Origin of the sequence: Halomonas sp. TD01 (genome assembly GCF_923868895.1) — a bacterium.
GTDB lineage: Bacteria > Pseudomonadota > Gammaproteobacteria > Pseudomonadales > Halomonadaceae > Vreelandella.
In genome coordinates this window covers 2,835,020-2,856,140 of the sequence record NZ_OV350343.1, presented here as the reverse complement: position 1 = coordinate 2,856,140, position 21,121 = coordinate 2,835,020, and the positions used below count along the sequence as shown (strand labels likewise).

Genomic DNA, 21,121 nt, shown 5'->3' with positions numbered 1-21,121 from the left:
TAGCCCAACGTTTATCTCCATTTTTATTGGCATGCCAAGAGAAACTCTATGCAATTGGTGATCATTAGCGGCCGTTCAGGGTCCGGTAAATCTATCGCCTTACAAGCGTTAGAAGATCTTGGCTATTATGCCATCGATAATTTGCCCGCTATGCTGCTCGGCTCGCTGGTGGATGAACTGCGTGAGCAAGGGGAACGCCCCCAACTAGCGGTTAGTATCGATGCACGCAATCTACCAGCTGCACTAAAGCAGCTGCCAGCAATGCTTGAATCGTTGCGTCAGAAAAGCATTCATTTTCAAGTTATCTATCTAACCACCGATGCGCGAATTCTTCTTGAGCGCTACTCTGCCACGCGCCGACGTCACCCGCTGACGCGCGATAGCGACATGACGCTTGAAGAGGCCATTAATAAAGAAGAAGAAACTCTGCTCGACATCCGTGATCTCGCTGACCTAATGATCGACACATCTCGCCTGTCGGTTCACGATCTGCGCCGCCGGATAACCGACCAGGTTGCCCAAAAGCGTGAGGATAGATTAACCCTAACACTAGAATCATTTGGCTATAAACGCGGTGTCCCGCTTGACGCTGATTTAGTCTTTGACGTGCGCTGCCTGCCAAACCCGTACTGGGATCCAACGCTGCGCCAATACACTGGGCGTGACGCCAATATCATTACTTTTCTGAAGGGCTATCCCGTCGTGGAAGAGATGAGCAATGATATCCAGACATGGTTGGAGAAGTGGCTGCCTGCCTACCAAAATAGCCAACGCAGTTATATGACCATTGCGATCGGCTGTACCGGCGGACAACACCGCTCTGTCTATATGGTGGAACAATTGGCGCAAATGCTGGTTAAACAAGCGGGAGAAATCCAACTCCGTCATCGTGAGCTAGGCCTGCATTACACCCTCAGTGAACAGCAGCCATTCACATCCTCGCCTTCAACAAACGCAAAATAAGCACAGCGACTAACCAACGCCTTTTCTTCACGACTCCACTCGGCAAAAAGGAACCAGAGTGCCAGAAAGAACGTTAACACTCACTAATAAGCGCGGCCTTCATGCCCGCGCAGCGACTAAGCTCGTCAAGTGTGGCCAACAGTTTTCGGCTAATATTCACATTTACAAACAACAGCAAATGGCAGATGCGGCCAACATCATGTCGCTACTGATGTTGGCCGCTCCCTGTGGCACTGAACTGAGAGTCCATGCCGAAGGAGACGACGCCGAACAAGCACTAGAGGCTATAGAAGCATTGTTCGACGCACGATTTGACGAAGACCACTAACGTTAGGCAGCAACTGCCATAAGTTATTACGCAAAGTTGCTAACTGAGCTATTAGCTCGATTGTTAGCTACCAGCGACGGTCATCGCGTCAATTAGCCAGCTGCCCGTGTGAATACTGCCACGGGTATCGATGTCATCACCGACAGCCACCAAGCCTGCAAACATGCTATTCAAATTACTGGCAATGGTGAATTCTTCGATAGGGTACTGTACTTCACCATTTTCCACCCAGAAGCCTGCAGCGCCTCGCGAATAGTCACCCGTAACACCGTTAACGCCCTGCCCCATCAGCTCAGTCACCCAAATGCCACGCCCCATCTGCTTCAACAACTCATTTCGAGGTGTTAGCGGTGCTAACAAGCGTAAATTGCGCGCGCCCCCTGCATTACCTGTCGATTGCATTCCCAGGCGACGTGCACTGTAAGCAGACAGCATATAGCTGGCTACATTCCCCTGCTCGATAAAGCGATTATTGCGAGTCTGAACGCCCTCAGCATCAAACGGCGAGCTAGCCGTCGCTCCTACTTCCATGGGCCGCTCTTCCAACCCAAACCAGCTTGGGAATAGCGGGCTACCTAAGCGGTCACATAAGAAAGAGGCTTCGCGATAAAGCGCCCCGCCTGCCAACGCCCCCATTAAGTGACCTACCAAACCACTGGAAAGCGACGGGTCAAACAGCACAGGAAAGGTACCTGTTGGCGGCCGTTGAGCGCCCAACCGACGCAGAGTGCGTGACGCCGCTTCGCGACCAATATCCGCAGGATCCCGAAGCATGGCGGGATTACGTGCCGAGGTATACTCATAATCGCGCTGCATACCCTTCTCATCTTGCGCAATCAGCATGCAGGAAAGCGAATGGCTACTTCCTTTCTGAGTGCCCAGGAAACCGTGGCTGTTAGCGTAAACACGCACACCCTCACCACTGGAGAGCGAAGCGCCTTCCGACTGATGAATCCCCGCCACGTCACGCCCAGCTTTTTCACACGCCAATGCTAGATCGATTGCTTCGTCAGTCGTCAACGCCCACGGATAATGCACTTTGAGGTCAGGTAGGTCGGTTGCCATTAGCGCCGCATCTGCTAATCCTGCAGCAGGATCCTCACCCGTATAACGGGCAATCGCCAAGGCTTTCTCTACGGTCGCTTTAATTGACGCGCTGCTGGCATCGGTAGACGAGGCACTACCCTTGCGCTGACCGACATAAAGCGTAATGGCAATTCCCTGGTCACGTGAAAGCTCGACAGTTTCTACTTCACCAAGACGAACACTAACCCCAAGGCCCTGATCTACACTGGCGCCTACTTCGGCAGCATCTGCGCCTAATTTTTTTGCCAGCGCCAGCGCCTCTTCGGCGCGCTGCGTTAACAGTACCTGCTGGGCCGCTGCATCAAATGCTTGTGCCATATTGGCCTCCTTTTCGCCTGAATCGCATTGGCGAATCAATGTTGTGGTCGCAGCCTGATATAATGCTGCAAACGAAACTAATTAGTGAGTTCTAGTATGCCTAAGCAACGTCCCGAGTCCTTCGATATTGACGAACAAGAAGAGCGCCCCAGTAAGTCTCAACTCAAGCGAGAAATGCATGCCCTTCAGGCGCTTGGCGAAACGCTTATCGCTATGAAACCCGCGGAGCGCGCGAAATTTCCACTTTCCGACGATATGTTGCGCGCCATAGAAGAGACCTCGCGCATCCGCTCTCATGAAGGTCGCCGTCGCCATATGCAATATGTGGGCAAGCTTATCCGCAAAGAGGACCTTACTGCTATCCAGGGTGTCTTCGATGCCATCGAACAGGAAAAGGAACAGCGCGATCATGCCTTTCACCGACTCGAAAAATGGCGCGATCGGTTAGTTGAGGAAGGTGACAGCGCTGTTGATTTATTTATGGCGGAATACCCAAACGCTGACCGCCAGGCAATACGTCAACTGGTGCGGAACGCACGTAAAGAGCGTGAGCAAAGTAAACCGCCTACCAGCTCGCGCAAGTTGTTCAAACACTTACGCGATACGCTGGCACTCTAAACCCTGCTTGTTTCAATGACTCGGTCACGATGACTGGGTACCGCCGACGGTCAGCTCATCCAGCTTAAGGGTGGGCTGACCGACGCCTACCGGCACACCCTGCCCCTCTTTGCCGCATACACCAATCCCTGTATCCATTTCCATATCGTGGCCTATCATTGAAACACGCCCCATTGCCTCAGGGCCGTTGCCAATCAAAGTAGCGCCTTTGACAGGCGCAGTAATTTTGCCATCTTCAATGAGGTAGGCTTCGCTGGCTGAAAACACGAACTTGCCTGATGTAATATCGACTTGACCACCACCGAAACTGACCGCATAGATACCTCGCTTAACGCTTTTGATAATGTCAGCAGGTTCATCTTGGCCTGCCAGCATTACGGTATTGGTCATACGTGGCATCGGCAAATGGGCAAAAGACTCACGCCGCGCATTGCCGGTTGGCGCCATATTCATTAACCGTGCGTTAAGCTTGTCTTGCATATAGCCAGTTAAAATACCGTCTTCAATCAGCGGCGTGTACTGCCCCGGCGTACCTTCATCGTCCACGCTTAACGAACCACGGCAGTCAGCAACGGTAGCGTCATCAACGACCGTCACACCTTTTGCCGCAACGCGTTTTCCCATACGCCCAGCAAAGGCTGAACTACCCTTGCGATTGAAATCGCCTTCTAGCCCGTGGCCCACTGCTTCATGAAGCAGAATACCCGGCCAGCCTGCACCGAGAACGACGGGCATTTGACCAGCAGGTGCATCCACTGCCTCTAGGTTAACCAAGGCTTGGCGAACAGCCTCTTTGGCATAGCGTTCTGCTACGTTTTCATCCCGCAGCCTGGACATCGAGTAACGGCCGCCCCCACCAGCACTGCCTCGCTCTCGACGGCCGTTTTTAGCCGCGATGACACTCACGTTAAAACGTACTAATGGGCGGATATCTGCCGCTAAGGTGCCATCGCTGGCACGCACTAGCACCACTTCGTAAGTACCTGATAATGAAGCACTCACTTGGCTAATGCAGGGGTCAGCCGCGCGTGCTATGCGGTCTGCCTGTTTCAACATCGCCACTTTTTCGTCAGCCGAAAGCCCCGCCAGTGGGTCAAGCCCTGCATAACGACTAGCAGCGCTAACAGCCACGACTGGCTGGCCGGGTAGTTGCTTACCACTACGCACAATGCCTGCCGCTGTTCGGCCAGTATCCATTAGTGCGTCCGCAGTAATTTGATTGGAGTAAGCAAAGCCTGTTTTCTCACCCGCCAAGGAGCGCACTCCAACGCCGCCATCAATGTTATAGCTGGCTTCTTTTACTTCACCATCTTCCAGCACCCAGCCCTCTTGCCAAGTACGCTGAAAGTAGAGGTCGGCATAATCAATACCACCGCCCATGGCATAAGATAGCCCCGTATCAAGGGCATCCAAATCTAGGCCACCCGGTGTCAACAAAATGGAAACAGCGGTATTTACATCGCTCTTATGTACGGTCATTAAGGGCCTTCTAGAGTAATCTGCGGCGACGTCCACGGGCCTCGCACGCGATAATGGATAGTTGTCGCTTGATCCAGCGCTTTGCCAAAAAGCTGGTCAGCTATAAAAAGTGCTCCGCCCACAATGGGGGCCCCCACGGCAATAGCTGCGATGGGCAAGCTTTGGCTGATAGGTAGTGTGACGCCTAGTCGCTGATCAAGTTCACGTTGTATAAGATTGACGCTTCCCGTCAGGGTTAGCGTGGTGGACGGTGCTTCAATGGTAAGTGGTCCACGCAGCATGAGTTGACCAGCAGCCACATCTGCCGTGCCATGTACCCGATCAAACGCGGTTCCCTGCCCCGTCACGTCTGAAAAGTCGAAACGCAAGCGGCGCAGTATATTGTCAAAATTAAGAAGGCCAACCAAGCGAGCCGGCGTAGATTCCAGCATCACAAAGCGCCCGTCACGTACATCGGTACGAATGTCTCCTTCTGCCCGGCTTAGTTCAAACTGCCAGGGAGCGCCTGGCCACGTCAACGCGGCACTGACATCCGTGGTACGGCTACGCATAGCAATTGGTTGACCTAAACGCTCTAACGCAGTGCCCACATCACCACCTTGTATCGAAATATCAGCACGCGTATGGCTATTGATAGCATTGCCTTCCCAAACCAATTCTCCGCGGGCAGTAAGCTGCCCTAACGTGAGGCCAACTGGGGAAAGGGTAAAGCGTTGATCTCGGGCTTGCCAATAAGCGGTTAGCGGCCCAAAACGTCCTTCACCAACGCTAATATCAGCTAGCCGGAGCCTGCCATTCGGCAACTGGTTAAGCCATTCTGGAATCGCACTCGGGGTAGTGTGCTGGGTTTCGACGGCATCCATCCAAGAGCCAGGCGTCGGCGCACTGCTGTCATGTGCTGCAGCCGGCATATCGAATAGTCGATCTACCTCCAGCGACGAGATGGCAATATCAAGCGGCAGTGCGCTATCAGGCTGATAATCCACTCGACCTGATACAAGATCACCGTTTAACTGCATAGCCAAGCGCTTTCCTTCGATACTGCCTGTCGCTTCTAGCCGACCAAAACACGTATCACGGAAATGCACGCAAGGCGTACTAAGCATTACTGATATCGGCGTATCCCCACCGTCGCCGCTCGTTGGAGACGACGCTTGCATTAACGGAGACAACGCTTCCTGCCAGTCATCGAGAGGCAACTCATCAACATGCGCGACAACTCTCCAGCCTGGTTGCGTCGGCCAGTTATCAAGAGCGCCTGCACTGCCTAGAGCAACCACTCCAGCCAGCTCATTATTGCCAAGCTGCACACGGGCATTAACAATATCGGCTAACTGTGTTGTTAAGCGGCCACTATCGAAGTCAGCGCGTAACAGCCATGGCCATGGCTGTTCAGCGGTCTTACCAAATGGCGCTGGCAATCCGCTTGTAATGCCAAGCAAACGGCTCTCAAGGACGATCGACGGTGATGGCTGTAAATTGATCTGTCCACGCCACTGAGTACGCCCACCAAACAGTTGGCGAGCTTGTTCACCGGGAATATTGGCCAGCTGAAACAAGGTGGCGATATCAATATCGCCGCGCAGGGCAATACCATCGTCAGGAACATCGATATCCGCTTCTACAGAACTGCCTGACAACTGACCCGAGACATGACCAAGCAAAGCGCTTTTTTCACCGTGCTGCTGCCACGTCAGCTGCCCCTGAAGATTTTCTAGTGGAATGTCTACGGGCTGAAAAGCAAGCGTTGTGAAGTTTGGTCGAGCATTAATCTCTAGCTGCAGTGAGTCAGGCGCGTTCAGCGGTAACGACAAGGCAATCTCACCCTCAACACTGCCCTCTGCACGAACATCGTTAAGCAGGGAGATATCAATCTCAGGCATCGTCTGAAGAAATGCCAGCAGTGAATCGCTATTACTGCTGAGACTTCCCGACAAATTAAGCGTCTCATCAGCCATCTTCAGCACCCCATCAGAGACGTCGATGCCCTGACTTTCAGCGTGCTGAATACTCGCCTCTAGCACTTGGTCTTTCCAAATCAATCTGCCTTGAATCTCTTCAAGCATGGGCCACTCAGGCGCGATAGGTAATCGTCCTTGCGTGACAGAGAGGGCCAACGTGGAGGAAATTTCTTCAGCAAACTGGCTTTCTGAATCAGCCTCTTCCCCAGTAAAGGGAAAGCTAAGCTTGAGCGAGCCATGGGGAACAACACCACCTACGTCAGTTAATAGCCACTCACGAAGTTCAGGCTCAAGGGCTTTAACAGGCAGCCACTGAGAAAGTGGATAATTAAGTGCATCAACATTTGCAAACGCAATATCAAGCCCAAACTGGCCGCCTTGTTCACTCGCAATCAGGCCAAAACCTCCGCTTACCTTGGCACCATCCCAATCTAAGCGTAAATCTCTGCCACTGATCATGGTGCTTGGGCCGTCATAAACCCACTCCACCACGCCCTCTGCATGACTCAACAGCATGGGTGACTCAAACAATTCAGGAAAGTTAAGCGAACTGCTTCCAGCGCTGTTAAACGTTACTCTGCCGCGAAAATCTCTTGCCTGCACCCAGGCGTCTAGCGGACCACCTCCTGGCGCTTGCTCCCAGGGAAGCACCGCCACATTGGTTAACGACGCATCAACCCCCCAACGCCCTTCCTGCTGGCCTAAACGCAAACCCTGAACCTGACCACGGGGTGATAGTGTTTGTAACACTCGAGTAAGCGACTCAGGCAGCAAAATATAGTCGCGCCAAGCAGCCAATGAAGCCAGTTCAAATGCGCTGGTACGCACTTCCCAGCGATCAGGTTGGTGGGACAAGTACCAATGCCGCGGCAAGGCTGGGCCACCACTTCCACCTTCAGGCCGTGCCCACTCGACATTTTCAGCATTGCCACTAAGCCATGCTTCGCCGCCCTCACCGTCTCGTTGCCAAAGGCCATTGGCCTGAATGTTTTGAAGTACGGCGTATTGAATCTCGTGACGCAGGGTCAGCTGTGGAACATCGACAGCCAAGCGAGCTTCATCCAAGCGCCCTGCATGCCAGCGTCCCCACAACGTAACCTCACCTCCCGCTTGCTCTAGGGAAGGCATCCTATCGGAGCGTAAAACAGCGGCTAATGCGACTAAATGATCCAACTGCATGTCTAATTGAAGCGCCGCTGAAAAATCACGAAACCCCTGTTTTCCGGGTTGCATCTCCACGTTCATCGCAATGGCTGGCAGCGCTTCTTGAGCCTCTTTTTCTTGAACCTCTTTTACTTGCAATTCCGATTTTTGAGATTCCGAACCTTGTGACTCTATGATCGTAACGGCACCTTCCAAACGCGTCCGCCGCTCATCGCCATTGAGCAGTAAAGTAGGCGCGTGCAAGGTAACGGCTTGCTGCCTTCCATGCAGCACCAAGCGAGTATTATCTACCCACAGTCGCTGACGAAGAATAAGACCCGCCCAGGCGTCCAGCGTAGCTAAATCAACGGTTGGCTCTTGGGACATGACAATCGGTAGCTCTGCCGGTGCGGGCCAGCCCCATGCAGCATCGCCCTGCTGGTATAGGTGAAACTCAAGGCCTGTAATGCGCGCATCATTAAACACGGGCGCGACACTTCTCAATGTCGCCCAACCATCAAGACGTAAATGTGCACTTTCAAGGGATACTAATTGCTGCCCGTCAGGCGCTGCTGAATGCACCCCTTCCAGTCGCAAAACAAGATCGTTACGAGCCAACGACAGCGACAGGTGCTCTATACTAACGGGCACCCCTACTCGGGCCTCTAGCAACGCTTCTATTTTCGGTGTTAACAGACTGGATTGGCTAATTAATAAACGTGCCAACAGCAGAAAGACAGCAAGGCTTCCTAGTAGCGATGCGATCACTACTAGGCACCATCGAGATAATGAACGTAGCGCTATCATTACATTAGTACGATGTCGTACTGTTCTTGGGAGTAGTGTTGCTCTACTTGAAAACGAATGGTTTTATTAATAAACGTTTCCAGATCAGCGACCGCCGCAGACTCCTCGTCCAACAGTCTGTCAACCACCGGCTGAGAAGCAAGCACCATATACGTTTCGGCGCTGTAGGCACGCTCTTCGCGTAGTATCTCGCGAAAGATCTCGTAACAGACCGTCTCAGGGGTTTTCAACGTACCGCGCCCACTGCATGTTGGGCATGCCTCACATAGGGTTTGCTCCAGGCTTTCCCGCGTGCGTTTACGAGTCAACTGCACTAAGCCCAGCTCAGTTACACCGGTACACTTCGTCTTCGCATGATCACGCTCTAGCGCTTTCTCAAGCACGCGCAACACTTGGCGTTGATGCTCTACATCTATCATATCGATAAAGTCGATAATAATAATGCCGCCAAGGTTGCGTAGCCTTAACTGACGGGCAATCGCAGTCGCCGCCTCAAGGTTCGTTTTAAAAATCGTCTCTTCAAGATTACGATGACCGACATAACCACCCGTATTAACATCAATCGTGGTCATTGCTTCTGTCGGGTCGATAACCAGATAGCCACCGGACTTCAGTTGAACCTTACGACCCAGCGCTTTTTGAATTTCATCTTCAACACTGTACAAATCAAAGATGGGGCGTTCGCCAGGATAATACTCGATACGATCTACCGCATCAGGCATAAACTCTTCAGCAAACTCGACCAGCTTGACAAAGTTCTCGCGGGAATCGATGCGCACTTTTTCAATATCATCACGCATGACATCACGCAACGTGCGCATAAACAAAGGCAGGTCGTCATAAATCACGCTTGGCGATGCAGCCGTTATTTTACGCTCACTTACCTTGCGCCAAATCCGCAGCAGGAAGTACATGTCACCTGCCAGCTCTTCATCGACGACACCTTCAGCCGCTGTGCGTACGATAAAACCACCGGTTACCTCGATGGTCTGCTCGTCAATTCCCGTATCAAGCAGCGCTTTCAAACGCTCCCGCTCTCGCTCATCTTCAATGCGCTGAGACACACCATGATGGGGAGAATCAGGCATATAAACAAGATAACGTGAAGGAATCGAGAGGTGGGTGGTGAGCCTAGCCCCCTTGCTACCAATGGGGTCTTTGGTAACCTGAACGACAAGCGCCTGACCTTCATGCAACAACTGACCAATAGTCTGCTGTTCATCATTAGGCGTACCCGGTGGCATTACCTCATGGGCATGAATAAACGCTGCGCGCTCAAGGCCAATATCAACAAAAGCAGCCTGCATACCAGGCAGTACACGCACTACTTTGCCTTTGTAGATATTGCCTACAATTCCGCGCCTACGTGAGCGCTCAATGAGTGCCTCTTGTAAGACACCATTTTCCACCAGCGCAACGCGGGTCTCCATTGGCGTTAAATTGATGAGGACTTCACCGCTCATGCAAAATTCCTTATTGAGTCACAGTATCCTTGCCAACACAGCAGGCGGCGAAATGGCGGTTATCTTTGCTGATAGTAGCCCGCCCAGATTGGCACCCCTTGCTGGCACAACAAGCGTGTTGTTTCATATAATGGCAGCCCAACGACGGCTGAGTGGCTGCCCTTTATTTCTTCAACAAACACGGCGGCTAAACCTTGAATGGCATATCCTCCGGCTTTGTCGGCTGGCTCCCCAGTTTGCCAATAATCAGCTATCTCCTGCTGACTTATTCCACGCATTTTGACGACCGTTGTCACACAACAAGAGAGTACACCCTTAGGGCCAACCACAGCGACTGCCGTTAATACGTAATGACGACGTCCTGAAAGCTTCTTAAGCATAACGGCCGCATCTTGCTCATCAATTGGCTTGCCCAGTATCTGATCATCAATCACCACAGCCGTATCCGACCCCAGCACCGGAAGGGTTGTTTTTAAAACAGCCGCTTGCGCTTTAGCGATAGCTAAGCGCTCGACATAAGCGTGCGCAGCTTCACCTTCGCGCGGCGTCTCATCTACGTCACTGGGCATTACCTCCACCATCACACCAATTGATGCCAACAACGCTTTTCGCCTGGGCGATGCCGATGCAAGGCATAATACAGGCGACAACTTGGTGGCTTCGACAGGAAGTGAAACGTCCATTACCGCAGCTCCAGCAACTTATTAAACCCTCAGTAGCTTATAAGGCCTCGGCACCATCAACCATTACACATTGGCTAAACGCTGTTCGAGTGCTTTAAGCATGGTAGACCACCAGGGCCACAGAACAGCGCTGATCAATGATGGAATCAAAAAAGACAAATGGATCGAAAAATCCCCCGTCAATGTGCGTAACCACTGCTCAATCAACTGCACCAGGCCTAATAAGACCAGCACAAGAACAGATTGCTGTACTAGGGAGTAAGCGCGAAAGCGGGGGTAAACCAAAGCACATAAGAAAGCCAACAGCGATAATATTAGAGCATGCTGACCTAGCGCGGTACCTTCAATTAGATCCATCAGAATACCGATTACGAATCCATGGAAAACGCCAACTCTATCAGGCGTTCGCATGCACCAGTAAATCAGCATTAGTCCTATCCACTCAGGACGATATACTTGCCACCCTTCGGCTAAAGGCATCACTTGTAAGCACAGCGCAAGTACAAGCGTAAACCACACGAAGATAAGCGACACCACTGGCGGTTTGGCCATTACGGCGCCTCCTGAGCAGCATTCTGCTGCAAGCCGATACGCTGAGCAGCGTGCAGTGCAGCAGCTGAAATATCCATATCCTCCCCCCAAATAGTATCTTCTATTTCTTCGCGGGGCGGCGGGAACAGCAATAGGAAGTGACGTGAACGCTGCAACTGAGCAGAAGGCTCTGCGGTCACTTGAGCAAAAGGCTGGCCTGGGTCGTGATAAACGTCGGTAACCCTAGCAACGGGATGACCTGGCGGGAAGCGCCCTGCCAACCCTGATGTCGTTAGCAGATCTCCTTCGCGTATATCTGCGGTATCTGGCACATGCAAAACATTCACGCTTCCGTAACGACCGGCCCCCTGCACAATAAATCGCAGGCCATTACGGTTCACTTGAACGGGCAATGCATGGCTAGCATCAGCCAGTAGCAGAACGCGGCTTGAATACGCCGACACGGCGGTCACCTGCCCCACTAAGCCAAAAGCATCAATCACCGGTTGACCGACATAGGCACCATTTCGGTGTCCCCGGTCAACCACCATCTGATGGCTAAATGGATCATTATCAAGCGACAGTAGCTCAGCGGTTATGTAAGGAATATCTCTACGTTGAGCCGCTTTCAGAAGATCGCGTAACTCTGCATTCTCCGCGGTCAGATTAGCCAACCGCTGACCACGATGTGAAAGCGTCAAAATTTGTTCACGCAGGCGTCGATTTTCATCGACAAGCGCCTGTTGATCAGAAAGCGCAAGCGCACCCCAATTGAGCAGATCGCTAGGCACGCTAACGACCCACTGAATAGGGGCAACAATCATCGTCATCTGGGCGCGCACATCTTCCATGCGGGTAAAACGCTGATCAGCAAACATTAAAATGCTTGCCAATAGCACACAGAAGAATAGCCGATACCCTGGCAATGACTCGTGCGAAAATAGCGGCTTAATAGGCAATCCCCCGCGATAAACCGCTACGATCAGTCGCTCGACAGCAACTCGAAGGTATGCTGATCAATCATTTCCAGCGCCTTACCGCCACCGCGGGCCACACAGGTGAGCGGATCTTCAGCCACAATCACCGGCAGGCCTGTCTCTTCAGCGATCAATTTATCGAGATCACGTAAGAGTGCACCACCACCTGTCAGCACCAAACCACGCTCAGCGATATCGGAAGCTAGTTCCGGCGGTGATTGTTCAAGAGCACTTTTGACCGCTGCCACAATGGAACCCAATGTTTCTTGAAGTGCTTCAAGAATCTCGTGGGAGTTCAGTGTGAAACTACGCGGTATGCCTTCCGCCAAGTTACGACCACGCACATCAATTTCGCGCAGTTCGCCCCCAGGATAAGCACAACCGATCTCTTCTTTGATTCGCTCAGCGGTGGCTTCACCAATCAGGCTGCCGTAGTGACGACGAACATACGCAGTGATGGCCTCATCAAAACGGTCACCACCGACACGGATAGATTCAGAATAAACCACGCCGTTGAGCGAAATAATGGCGATTTCGGTAGTACCACCACCGATATCAACCACCATTGAGCCCTGCGCTTCTTCAACCGGAAGCCCGGCACCAATTGCGGCGGCCATCGGCTCTTCGATCAAAAACACTTCGCGTGCGCCAGCACCTTCCGCCGACTCACGAATCGCGCGCCGTTCAACCTGCGTTGACATGCAGGGAACGCACACCAAGACACGAGGACTGGGCGTTAAGAAGGTGCTTTGATGCACTTTACGAATAAAGTGTTGAAGCATCTGCTCAGTCACGGTGAAATCGGCAATAACACCATCTTTCATCGGGCGGATGGCGGTAATATTGCCTGGCGTGCGACCGAGCATACGCTTGGCATCGGTACCAACCGACGCCACGCTGCGCATGTTGCCAGACTGGCGGATAGCGACTACGGACGGTTCATCGAGAACGATGCCACGACCGCGTACATAAATCAGTGTGTTGGCCGTACCCAAGTCGATCGATAGATCGCTGGAAAACAGCCCCCTCAAACGTTTGAACATGGATGTTGTTACCTAGTGCAGACCGGGAACCCTGTGCGGATGCAAACGGTATCACCGCAACCCCTTGGCAGCAAGCACGAGTCGTGCCTAATACTGCCCGTTAGGGCCAATATGTGGTACCTTTTGCGGCTATTTTCTACGTCTGCTACACAAGACGAATTTAAGATGACCGTATGTATACCGCTGAATGCGGAATATGTTCCATCACGTTTGCGAGGAAATTTCGATCATGGCGCTTGAAGAATCTCATGTGCGCCGGGCCGCACACTTGGCCCGACTCGCCGTTAGCGATGACCAAGCCAGTGGTTTTGTCGACGATCTAAGCCGCATCCTGGACATGGTCGACCAGCTACAAAGCCTGAACACCGATGGCGTCGCGCCGCTTGCGCACCCACTGGATGCCACGCAACGGCTGCGAGCCGACGAAGTCACGGAAACTAACCAGCGCGACGCTTTCCAGCGCTGTGCTCCGGCAGTAGAAAATGGCCTATATCTCGTACCTCGCGTGGTGGAGTAGCCAGATTACCACGCACAGGCCGCTATTTTCTGCTCTTTCTATTCGCCCCCGAACGGAGCTTCCGGGTCATGCATGATAAAACTGTAACGCAGCTTGCCACCGCCCTGAAAAGCGGTGAACTTTCCAGCCGAGAGCTGACTTCACACTTTTTACAGCGTATTGAGCAAGCTGACGGCACGCTCAATAGCTTTATTACCGTTACTGCTGAGCAAGCACTTAATCAGGCAGAAGCTGCCGACAGCGCTCGTGCAGCAGGCAAGGCTGGCAAGCTAACAGGCATTCCCTTCGCACTGAAAGATATCTTTTGTACCCAAGGGGTTAAGACCAGCTGCGGTTCGAAAATGCTCGATAATTTTATCGCGCCTTACAATGCCACCGTGGTAGAAAAACTCAACGCAGCGGGCACCATTAGTCTGGGTAAAACCAACATGGACGAGTTCGCTATGGGCTCTTCCAATGAAAATAGCTATTTTGGTGCGGTAAAAAACCCTTGGGACCTTACTGCGGTTCCTGGCGGCAGCTCCGGTGGCAGCGCCGCAGCAGTTGCAGCAGGTCTTGTACCTGCTGCAATGGGCACAGATACCGGCGGCTCTATTCGCCAACCAGCGGCGTTTTGTGGCATCACCGGCCTGAAGCCAACGTATGGCCGTGTTTCTCGCTACGGCATCATTGCCTATGCATCTAGCCTCGATCAGGCTGGCCCGATGGCAAAAAGTGCTGAAGACTGCGCGCATCTACTCAATGTGATTGCCGGACATGACGTACGCGATTCCACTAGCGTTGCCCGCGGCGTTCCCGACTACACCGAAACGCTCAACGCACCGCTTTCCGGCCTCAAAATAGGCCTGCCGAAGGAGTACTTTGGCGATGGTTTAGACGCTGACGTCGAAAAAGCTGTTCGCGAAGCAGTAAAAGTATATGAATCACTAGGAGCGACCGTACGCGAAGTAAGCCTGCCGCATACCCACTATGCGATTCCGGCTTATTACGTTATTGCCCCTGCTGAAGCATCCTCGAACCTCTCTCGCTATGATGGCGTGCGTTTTGGTCATCGCTGCGATGCACCGTCTGACCTTATTGATCTCTACAAGCGATCTCGTGAAGAAGGCTTCGGTGATGAGGTAAAGCGACGCATTCTGATTGGCACGCACACGCTCTCTGAAGGCTTTTTTGATGCCTACTACACCAAAGCACAGAAAGTTCGCCGGTTGATTCGACAGGACTTCCTGGACGCCTTTGAAGACGTAGATGTATTGATGGGCCCCGCATCGCCAACGCCAGCGTTTGATCTTGGCGCTAAGAAAGACCCGGTGTCTATGTATCTACAAGACATTTACACCATCGCCGTTAACCTGGCCGGTATTCCTGGCATTAGTGTCCCTGCGGGCTTTTCCCATGGCCGCCCGGTTGGCCTGCAAATTCTGGGTACCCACTTTGCAGAAGCACAGCTGCTAAACGTGGCACACCAGTTCCAGCAAGCCACTGATTGGCACTTACAACGCCCTGCTTTTGCCGAGGAGAACGCCTAATGCAATGGGAAACCGTGATTGGGCTGGAAGTACACGTTCAGCTCGCAACTCGTTCGAAAATTTTCTCTGGTGCCTCTACCGCCTTTGGCGCAGAACCGAACACTCAAGCCTGTGCCGTTGACCTTGGCTTACCCGGCGTTCTACCTGTGCTGAACGAGCAAGCCGTCGCCATGGCTGTTCAGTTTGGGCTTGCGGTGCATGCCGACATTCCTGAAGTATCGGTGTTCGACCGCAAAAACTACTTCTATCCAGATTTGCCCAAGGGCTATCAAACCAGCCAGATGTATCATCCGATCGTAGGCGCGGGTGATGTCGAAATCACCCTGGATGATGAGTCGACCAAGCGCATTCGTATTCATCACGCCCATCTTGAAGAAGACGCCGGCAAGTCGCTACATGAAGACTTCCATGGCATGACGGGCATCGATCTTAACCGGGCGGGCACACCGCTACTGGAAATAGTTTCTGAGCCGGATATGCGCAGCGCAAAAGAGGCCGCCGCGTATCTCAAAGCGATCCACTCTATCGTGACCTATTTGGGCATTTCCGACGGCAACATGGCGGAAGGCTCAATGCGCTGTGATGTTAACGTTTCGGTGCGTCCCAAAGGCCAAGAAGCATTCGGCACTCGCGCGGAAATCAAAAACGTCAACTCGTTCCGCTTTGTTGAGCGCGCCATTGCTTATGAGGTCGAGCGCCAGATTGAGCTGATCGAAGATGGCGGCAAGGTCGTACAGGAAACCCGCCTGTTTGACCCTGATCGCGATGAAACCCGCAGCATGCGCACTAAGGAAGAAGCCAACGATTATCGCTACTTCCCCTGCCCGGATCTGTTACCCGTGGTGCTGGATCAAGCTTACCTTGATCACCTTCGCAGCCAGTTGCCGGAGCTTCCCGCTGACAAGCGGGCGCGTTTCCAAAATGAGCTAGGCCTATCGGCCTATGATGCCCACGTGCTGTCTGCTAGCCGAGAAATGGCCGAGTTTTTCGAAGAGGTGCAGCAGGTATGCGGCGATGCCAAACAGGCCGCCAACTGGGTACAAGGTGAGCTTTCGGGTGCACTTAACCGTGAGAACCTGAGCATTCAGAACAGCCCTGTTTCCGCGCACCAGCTCGGCGAGCTGATTCGTCGCGTACTGGATGACACCATTAACGGCAAAGCCGCTAAGCAAGTCTTCCAGGCACTGTGGAATGGTCAAGGCGATAGCGCCGATGCCGTCATCGATGCAAAAGGCTTGAAACAGGTAACTGATACCGGCGCAATCGAAGCGATGATTGATCAGGTGATCGCAGAGAGCCCGGCTCAGGTTGCCCAATATCGCGACTCCGAGCCAGAAAAGCGCGGCAAGATGATTGGCTACTTCGTAGGCCAAGTTATGAAGGCATCTCGTGGTACGGCGAATCCGCAGCAAGTAAATGGCTTGCTAAAAGAGAAGCTGGACGCATTGTTGTAACGTCGATCAACGATTTACATCAATGTCATAGCGGCTGCCGAGGCAGCCGCTTTTTTTGTGTTTCTAAGCGTTATAACAGCTGGCTTGGCTGGGTAAAGCGTTTTAGCTGCGCGCAGCCAGCGGCCCACACTTCCGCTTCTAGTTCTGCAATGGAGGCGGTAGGAAAGCCTATTCCCCGGCTCGGCACACCTTCCACTAACAGACCCGCCAACTCACCCACCAGCGGCATATGGCTAACTAGCATAATCGGAGCATCGGCAGATTGTTTTAGCAGCCACTCGCTGACCTCAATAGGCGGATCTTCCGGGGTAATAAACGCCAGCGTGTTTAGCGGCACTCCCAAGGCATCACAAATCTGCTGAGCAGTCTGCTGTGCTCGCAGAAAAGGGCTGGCATAAATCGTCGGACAAGGCAGCTCGCCCTGCTCAATACGCAAGGCCAGCCAGTGGGCCATCGCGTCGGCCTCCTGCTCACCTTGCAGCGTTAGTGGCCGAGCATGGTCAGGAAATCCCGGCGCTGCCTCCCCATGGCGCATAATCAGCACGCTACTCAAACCACTACTCATGCTCACCCCCACTATCGGCAGTCGCCTGATCACGATGGGCCTGCTGAACGGCTTCACGGGGCAGAATAAATTCCACATCACTGCTTTGCTCACCCATCATCAGGGTACGCGCCATCTCCTGAGCCGGAACACCCTCAAACAGCACACGATTTAAGCCCTCTGCCAGCGGCATATAAACGCCCATGTCACGCGCTTTAGCGCAGACAAGCTTGACAGTATTTACCCCTTCCGCCACTTGGCCTAGAGCTGACACCGCCTCATCAAGGCCTCGCCCCTCACCCATGGCGTAGCCAACTCGATAGTTGCGGGATAGGTTTGAAGAGCAGGTAACAATTAAATCACCGACGCCAGCCAAGCCTAAAAACGTCATAGGGTTAGCGCCCTGCGCGACTGCAAAGCGGCTCATTTCTGCTAATGCCCGTGTCATCAGCATGCTTCGAGTGTTTTCCCCCATTCCCAGTGCTGCGGCCATACCTGCCGCAATGGCATAGATATTTTTAAGCGCCCCACCCAGCTCAACACCATGACGATCATTGCTGGCATATACGCGAAAATAGCGACAGCCTAACGCTTGCTGTACCCGCGTTCTGGTGAGCGCATCGGCGCTGGCAATGACGGTGGCGGTCAACTGTTTATCAGCGATTTCGGACGCTAAATTAGGCCCCGCTATGACGCCAACGTGAGGAAACCCAGTTTCCTGCTCAAGCACCTGGCTCATTAGCAAAAAGCTATCTTGCTCAATACCTTTGGTGGTGCTGACAAGAATTTGCTCCGGGGTTAACCAGGGTTTGGCAGCCTGAACAACGCTGCGAAACGCTTTAGAAGGGATAGCAATCAGCACTAACTCAGCGTCTTCTAGCACCGATTGAAGATCTGTGGATGCGATGACGGCGGAATTGATTACGTAATGTGGCAGATAGCGCCCATTGCGATGTTCCTGATTTATTTGCGCCACCAAGGCTTCATCGCGCATCCACTGGCGTACCTTAGCGCCATTATCTGCTGCAATACTCGCCAGAGCGGTACCAAAGCTTCCGCCCCCCAGCACTGCGACATTCATCTGCTGCTCATCAGCCATGACGATATCCTGATCGTTGGTCTCGTGCGTTTAGCACTTACTTTATCATCATCTCTATTAAAACAAGCGGCCCGCTTGGTTATCCAAGCGGGCCGCATCAATCAACTACTTACGTATTAAGCCGTTAAGACGTTATTGAGCCGCTTAACATAAGCGGCGGGGTCATCAAGATGACCACCTTCAGCGATGATCGCTTGATCCAGTAAGATATGCGCCAACTGTCCAAACAGGTCACCGTCAGCATTTTCCAGACGCGCCACCAGGGCATGGTTGGGGTTCAGCTCCAGAATCGGCTTCACCTCAGGCATTGGCTGGCCAGCAGCCTCCATAATCCGACGCATCTGGTAGCCCATTTCGTGTTCAGGAAGTACTACACAGGCGGGCGAATCAGTTAAACGGTGGGTGATTTTCACCTCTTGAACGCCATCGCTTAGCGCCTCTTTGACGCGCTTAACCAAGTCTTCTTTGGCTTTAGCCGTCTCTTCCTGGGCCTTCTTCTCTTCTTCGTCTTCCACATCGCCAAGGTCCAACTCGCCTTTAGCCACATCGGCAAACGATTTACCATCAAACTCAGTGAGATGGCTCATTAGCCACTCGTCAATACGGTCTGATAGCAGTAGCACCTCGATACCTTTCTTACGGAAGATCTCTAAGTGGGGGCTGTTTTTCGCCGCATTAAAGCTGTCGGCCACCACGTAATAAATCTTTTTCTGGCCTTCTTTCATACGCTCAACGTAGTCGACCAGAGAGTGTTCCTGGGCGGCAGTATCGGTATGAGTTGAGGCAAAGCGTAGCAGGCCAGCGATCTTTTCGCGATTGGCAGCATCTTCACCGGGTCCTTCCTTTAGCACGCTGCCAAATGTGTTCCAGAAAGTCTGGTACTGCTCGTTGTCTTTCGCCAGCTTTTTGAGCATATCCAGCGCACGCTTGGTCAGCGCCCCTTTAATCTTATCGACTTTAGGATCTTGCTGGAGCAGTTCACGAGAAACGTTCAAAGAGAGATCGCGGGTATCTAATACGCCCTTGATAAAGCGCAAGTACAGGGGCAAGAACTGCTCGGCGTCATCCATAATGAACACACGCTGAACATAGAGCTTGACGCCTCTCGCACCATCACGATCAAACATATCAAACGGAGCACGGCCCGGTACGTAGAGTAGGCTTGTGTATTCCAGTTTGCCCTCAACCTTATTGTGGCTCCAGGTTAGCGGGTCACTAAAATCGTGGGCAACATGCTTGTAAAATGCCTTGTACTCATCCTCAGTCACATCGCTTTTAGGACGAGCCCACAATGCAGTCGCTTCGTTAACCGTTTCCCACGTGGTGATTTCACTGCCTTCAATATCGTTGCCTTCGTCGTCCTTCGCCGTTTCAGTTTTCGGCATGCGCACGGGCACTTCAATATGGTCGGAGTATTTGCGCACCAACCCTTGCAGACGATAGTCATCGGCAAACTCTTTGGCATCGTCTTTAAGATGCAGCGTGATTTCAGTGCCGTGACGCTCACATTCAATATCAGCAACAGTAAATTCACCCTCACCCTTCGAGCGCCACTCCACCCCTTCGGAGGCATCAGTGCCCGCTTTGCGAGTGCGCACCGTCACTTCATCTGCAACGATAAATCCAGAGTAGAAACCCACCCCGAACTGGCCAATCAACTTAGCATCTTTTTGCTGCTCGCCAGAGAGTTGCTTAAGGAACTCTGCGGTACCTGAACGTGCGATAGTGCCAAGATTCGCAATAACGTCATCGCGGTTCATGCCAATGCCGTTATCACGTAGCGTGATGGTGTTAGCCTCGCGATCATGCTCAATTTCAATGCGCAGCTCGCTGTCGCCCTCGTAAAGTGCGTCGTTATCAAGCGCGGCATAGCGAAGCTTGTCACAAGCATCAGCTGAATTAGAGATTAACTCGCGTAAAAATATCTCCCGGTTGGAGTACAGGGAGTGGATCATTAAGTTTAGGAGTTGCTTAACTTCCGTTTGAAAGCCAAGAGTTTCTTCGTGGGTCGCCGTCGTCATGCGCTTAGCCCTCATTAATCACGTTTTGCTTGGCGCTCCTGCCCAACGTTAGGCAAGAGCGAAAAAGGTTGTGAACTCAATATGGGGATAAGCGACGGGATTTCAAGAAGGTGAGTGAGAAGAAGCAGCTGGCGTTTCCTTTGCATACTTCCAAGTGCGATATTCTGACAGCTGGTCATCAACACGGTTAAGCAACCAACCTACGATCAAAACATCATCAACTATGCCAATCATTACTAAAAAATCGGGAATAAGATCAAAGGGCATGACAAGATAAGCAAGCGCTAACGCCATCAGGCCAAATGCCGACCAAGGGATAGGACGAAAATTACCTCGCAGCACGTCACGCGTCATAGGCAAAAAAAGTTTTAGCGCTCGGCCAATGCGTTTCACTGCCCACACACGGGTTTTGAGCCGACGAAACAACCACCACGTAGACATTCGTGCCATCGTTATTGAATCCTCCAGGTATCGTAATTGTCAGAACATTGTTTACGCATTTAGTTCATCACCGACCTAGCAATACAGCGGCTAACAACCATTAGCGAGCAAGAGGG

At 52.5% G+C, this 21,121-nt stretch carries 18 protein-coding genes; 6 read left to right on the top strand and 12 right to left on the bottom strand.

Annotated features, from left to right (window positions below; genetic code table 11):
- The first annotated feature begins 48 nt into the window (after positions 1 to 48).
- Together rapZ and L1X57_RS12725 are read left to right on the top strand one after the other, a co-directional pair.
- A complete protein-coding gene (gene rapZ, locus L1X57_RS12730; RefSeq protein ID WP_009721970.1) occupies positions 49 to 963 on the top strand; it encodes an RNase adapter RapZ in 915 nt (304 codons plus the stop codon).
- Positions 964 to 1,021: 58 nt separating this feature from the next.
- A complete protein-coding gene (locus L1X57_RS12725; protein WP_009721969.1) occupies positions 1,022 to 1,291 on the top strand; it encodes an HPr family phosphocarrier protein in 270 nt (89 codons plus the stop codon).
- A 63-nt stretch (positions 1,292 to 1,354) separates the two neighbouring features.
- Here the strand turns inward: L1X57_RS12725 and pmbA are convergent, their stop codons facing one another.
- The gene (gene pmbA / locus L1X57_RS12720) at positions 1,355 to 2,695 is read right to left on the bottom strand and encodes a metalloprotease PmbA (RefSeq protein WP_009721968.1); all 1,341 of its coding nucleotides are present in this window, start codon (positions 2,693 to 2,695) and stop codon (positions 1,355 to 1,357) included.
- A gap of 96 nt (positions 2,696 to 2,791) precedes the next feature.
- Here pmbA and yjgA point away from each other — a divergent pair, with 96 nt between their 5' ends.
- Positions 2,792 to 3,313, top strand: coding sequence for a ribosome biogenesis factor YjgA (gene yjgA, locus L1X57_RS12715; RefSeq protein ID WP_009721967.1), 522 nt, complete (start codon positions 2,792 to 2,794; stop codon positions 3,311 to 3,313).
- A gap of 24 nt (positions 3,314 to 3,337) precedes the next feature.
- On the opposite strand, the gene tldD is transcribed toward yjgA, so the two are convergent.
- The 7 genes from tldD to L1X57_RS12680 all read right to left on the bottom strand — a co-directional run bounded on the left by tldD (position 3,338) and on the right by L1X57_RS12680 (position 13,400).
- Positions 3,338 to 4,792 carry a metalloprotease TldD gene (gene tldD / locus L1X57_RS12710; protein ID WP_009721966.1) on the bottom strand — a complete coding sequence of 485 codons (1,455 nt, stop codon included), beginning with the start codon at positions 4,790 to 4,792 and terminating at the stop codon, positions 3,338 to 3,340.
- A complete protein-coding gene (locus L1X57_RS12705) occupies positions 4,792 to 8,703 on the bottom strand; it encodes a YhdP family phospholipid transporter (protein ID WP_039868465.1) in 3,912 nt (1,303 codons plus the stop codon). The genes tldD and L1X57_RS12705 overlap by 1 nt, the downstream gene beginning before the upstream one ends.
- Positions 8,703 to 10,166 (bottom strand): ribonuclease G, encoded by a 1,464-nt coding sequence (gene rng, locus L1X57_RS12700; protein WP_009721964.1) that lies wholly within the window; start codon positions 10,164 to 10,166, stop codon positions 8,703 to 8,705. The genes L1X57_RS12705 and rng overlap by 1 nt, the downstream gene beginning before the upstream one ends.
- A gap of 59 nt (positions 10,167 to 10,225) precedes the next feature.
- Positions 10,226 to 10,849, bottom strand: a complete 624-nt coding sequence (locus L1X57_RS12695) for a Maf family protein (RefSeq protein WP_009721963.1) — start codon at positions 10,847 to 10,849, stop codon at positions 10,226 to 10,228.
- A 63-nt stretch (positions 10,850 to 10,912) separates the two neighbouring features.
- Positions 10,913 to 11,401, bottom strand: a complete 489-nt coding sequence (mreD, locus tag L1X57_RS12690) for a rod shape-determining protein MreD (RefSeq protein WP_009721962.1) — start codon at positions 11,399 to 11,401, stop codon at positions 10,913 to 10,915.
- A complete protein-coding gene (gene mreC / locus L1X57_RS12685; RefSeq protein WP_039868464.1) occupies positions 11,401 to 12,339 on the bottom strand; it encodes a rod shape-determining protein MreC in 939 nt (312 codons plus the stop codon). The genes mreD and mreC overlap by 1 nt, the downstream gene beginning before the upstream one ends.
- 23 nt (positions 12,340 to 12,362) lie before the next feature.
- Entirely contained in the window at positions 12,363 to 13,400 is a 1,038-nt protein-coding gene (locus L1X57_RS12680) for a rod shape-determining protein (protein WP_009721960.1), read from the bottom strand.
- Between the two features lie 229 nt (positions 13,401 to 13,629).
- On the opposite strand from L1X57_RS12680, the gene gatC reads away from it, so the two are divergent.
- The 3 genes from gatC (at position 13,630) to gatB (ending at position 16,900) form a co-directional block, all read left to right on the top strand.
- Positions 13,630 to 13,917, top strand: coding sequence for an Asp-tRNA(Asn)/Glu-tRNA(Gln) amidotransferase subunit GatC (gatC, locus tag L1X57_RS12675; protein WP_009721959.1), 288 nt, complete (start codon positions 13,630 to 13,632; stop codon positions 13,915 to 13,917).
- 68 nt (positions 13,918 to 13,985) lie between these two features.
- Positions 13,986 to 15,446, top strand: a complete 1,461-nt coding sequence (gene gatA, locus L1X57_RS12670; protein WP_009721958.1) for an Asp-tRNA(Asn)/Glu-tRNA(Gln) amidotransferase subunit GatA — start codon at positions 13,986 to 13,988, stop codon at positions 15,444 to 15,446.
- A complete protein-coding gene (gatB, locus tag L1X57_RS12665) occupies positions 15,446 to 16,900 on the top strand; it encodes an Asp-tRNA(Asn)/Glu-tRNA(Gln) amidotransferase subunit GatB (RefSeq protein ID WP_009721957.1) in 1,455 nt (484 codons plus the stop codon). The genes gatA and gatB overlap by 1 nt, the downstream gene beginning before the upstream one ends.
- Before the next feature lie 70 nt (positions 16,901 to 16,970).
- On the opposite strand, the gene sixA is transcribed toward gatB, so the two are convergent.
- The 4 genes from sixA to L1X57_RS12645 all read right to left on the bottom strand — a co-directional run bounded on the left by sixA (position 16,971) and on the right by L1X57_RS12645 (position 21,014).
- On the bottom strand, positions 16,971 to 17,465 hold the full coding sequence (sixA, locus tag L1X57_RS12660) for a phosphohistidine phosphatase SixA (RefSeq protein WP_009721956.1): 495 nt from the start codon (positions 17,463 to 17,465) through the stop codon (positions 16,971 to 16,973).
- Positions 17,458 to 18,543, bottom strand: coding sequence for an NAD(P)H-dependent glycerol-3-phosphate dehydrogenase (locus L1X57_RS12655; RefSeq protein WP_009721955.1), 1,086 nt, complete (start codon positions 18,541 to 18,543; stop codon positions 17,458 to 17,460). Before L1X57_RS12655 ends, sixA begins: the two co-directional genes overlap by 8 nt.
- A 116-nt stretch (positions 18,544 to 18,659) precedes the next feature.
- Positions 18,660 to 20,564 carry a molecular chaperone HtpG gene (htpG, locus tag L1X57_RS12650; RefSeq protein WP_009721954.1) on the bottom strand — a complete coding sequence of 635 codons (1,905 nt, stop codon included), beginning with the start codon at positions 20,562 to 20,564 and terminating at the stop codon, positions 18,660 to 18,662.
- A 102-nt stretch (positions 20,565 to 20,666) separates the two neighbouring features.
- Complete coding sequence (locus tag L1X57_RS12645) at positions 20,667 to 21,014, bottom strand: YkvA family protein (protein ID WP_009721953.1); 348 nt, start codon at positions 21,012 to 21,014, stop codon at positions 20,667 to 20,669.
- Positions 21,015 to 21,121: the final 107 nt, after the last annotated feature.

Excerpts from the sequence above, each read along its gene's own strand:
- mreD (WP_009721962.1), bottom strand. The coding sequence starts at position 11,401 with ATGGCCAAACCGCCAGTGGTGTCGCTTATCTTCGTGTGGTTTACGCTT.
- htpG (WP_009721954.1), bottom strand. The coding sequence starts at position 20,564 with ATGACGACGGCGACCCACGAAGAAACTCTTGGCTTTCAAACGGAAGTT.
- tldD (WP_009721966.1), bottom strand. The coding sequence starts at position 4,792 with ATGACCGTACATAAGAGCGATGTAAATACCGCTGTTTCCATTTTGTTG.
- rng (WP_009721964.1), bottom strand. The coding sequence starts at position 10,166 with ATGAGCGGTGAAGTCCTCATCAATTTAACGCCAATGGAGACCCGCGTT.
- L1X57_RS12705 (WP_039868465.1), bottom strand. The coding sequence starts at position 8,703 with ATGATAGCGCTACGTTCATTATCTCGATGGTGCCTAGTAGTGATCGCA.
- gatA (WP_009721958.1), top strand. The coding sequence starts at position 13,986 with ATGCATGATAAAACTGTAACGCAGCTTGCCACCGCCCTGAAAAGCGGT.
- gatB (WP_009721957.1), top strand. The coding sequence starts at position 15,446 with ATGCAATGGGAAACCGTGATTGGGCTGGAAGTACACGTTCAGCTCGCA.
- L1X57_RS12680 (WP_009721960.1), bottom strand. The coding sequence starts at position 13,400 with ATGTTCAAACGTTTGAGGGGGCTGTTTTCCAGCGATCTATCGATCGAC.
- pmbA (WP_009721968.1), bottom strand. The coding sequence starts at position 2,695 with ATGGCACAAGCATTTGATGCAGCGGCCCAGCAGGTACTGTTAACGCAG.
- rapZ (WP_009721970.1), top strand. The coding sequence starts at position 49 with ATGCAATTGGTGATCATTAGCGGCCGTTCAGGGTCCGGTAAATCTATC.
- sixA (WP_009721956.1), bottom strand. The coding sequence starts at position 17,465 with ATGAGTAGTGGTTTGAGTAGCGTGCTGATTATGCGCCATGGGGAGGCA.
- gatC (WP_009721959.1), top strand. The coding sequence starts at position 13,630 with ATGGCGCTTGAAGAATCTCATGTGCGCCGGGCCGCACACTTGGCCCGA.
- L1X57_RS12645 (WP_009721953.1), bottom strand. The coding sequence starts at position 21,014 with ATGGCACGAATGTCTACGTGGTGGTTGTTTCGTCGGCTCAAAACCCGT.
- L1X57_RS12695 (WP_009721963.1), bottom strand. The coding sequence starts at position 10,849 with ATGGACGTTTCACTTCCTGTCGAAGCCACCAAGTTGTCGCCTGTATTA.
- L1X57_RS12655 (WP_009721955.1), bottom strand. The coding sequence starts at position 18,543 with ATGGCTGATGAGCAGCAGATGAATGTCGCAGTGCTGGGGGGCGGAAGC.
- yjgA (WP_009721967.1), top strand. The coding sequence starts at position 2,792 with ATGCCTAAGCAACGTCCCGAGTCCTTCGATATTGACGAACAAGAAGAG.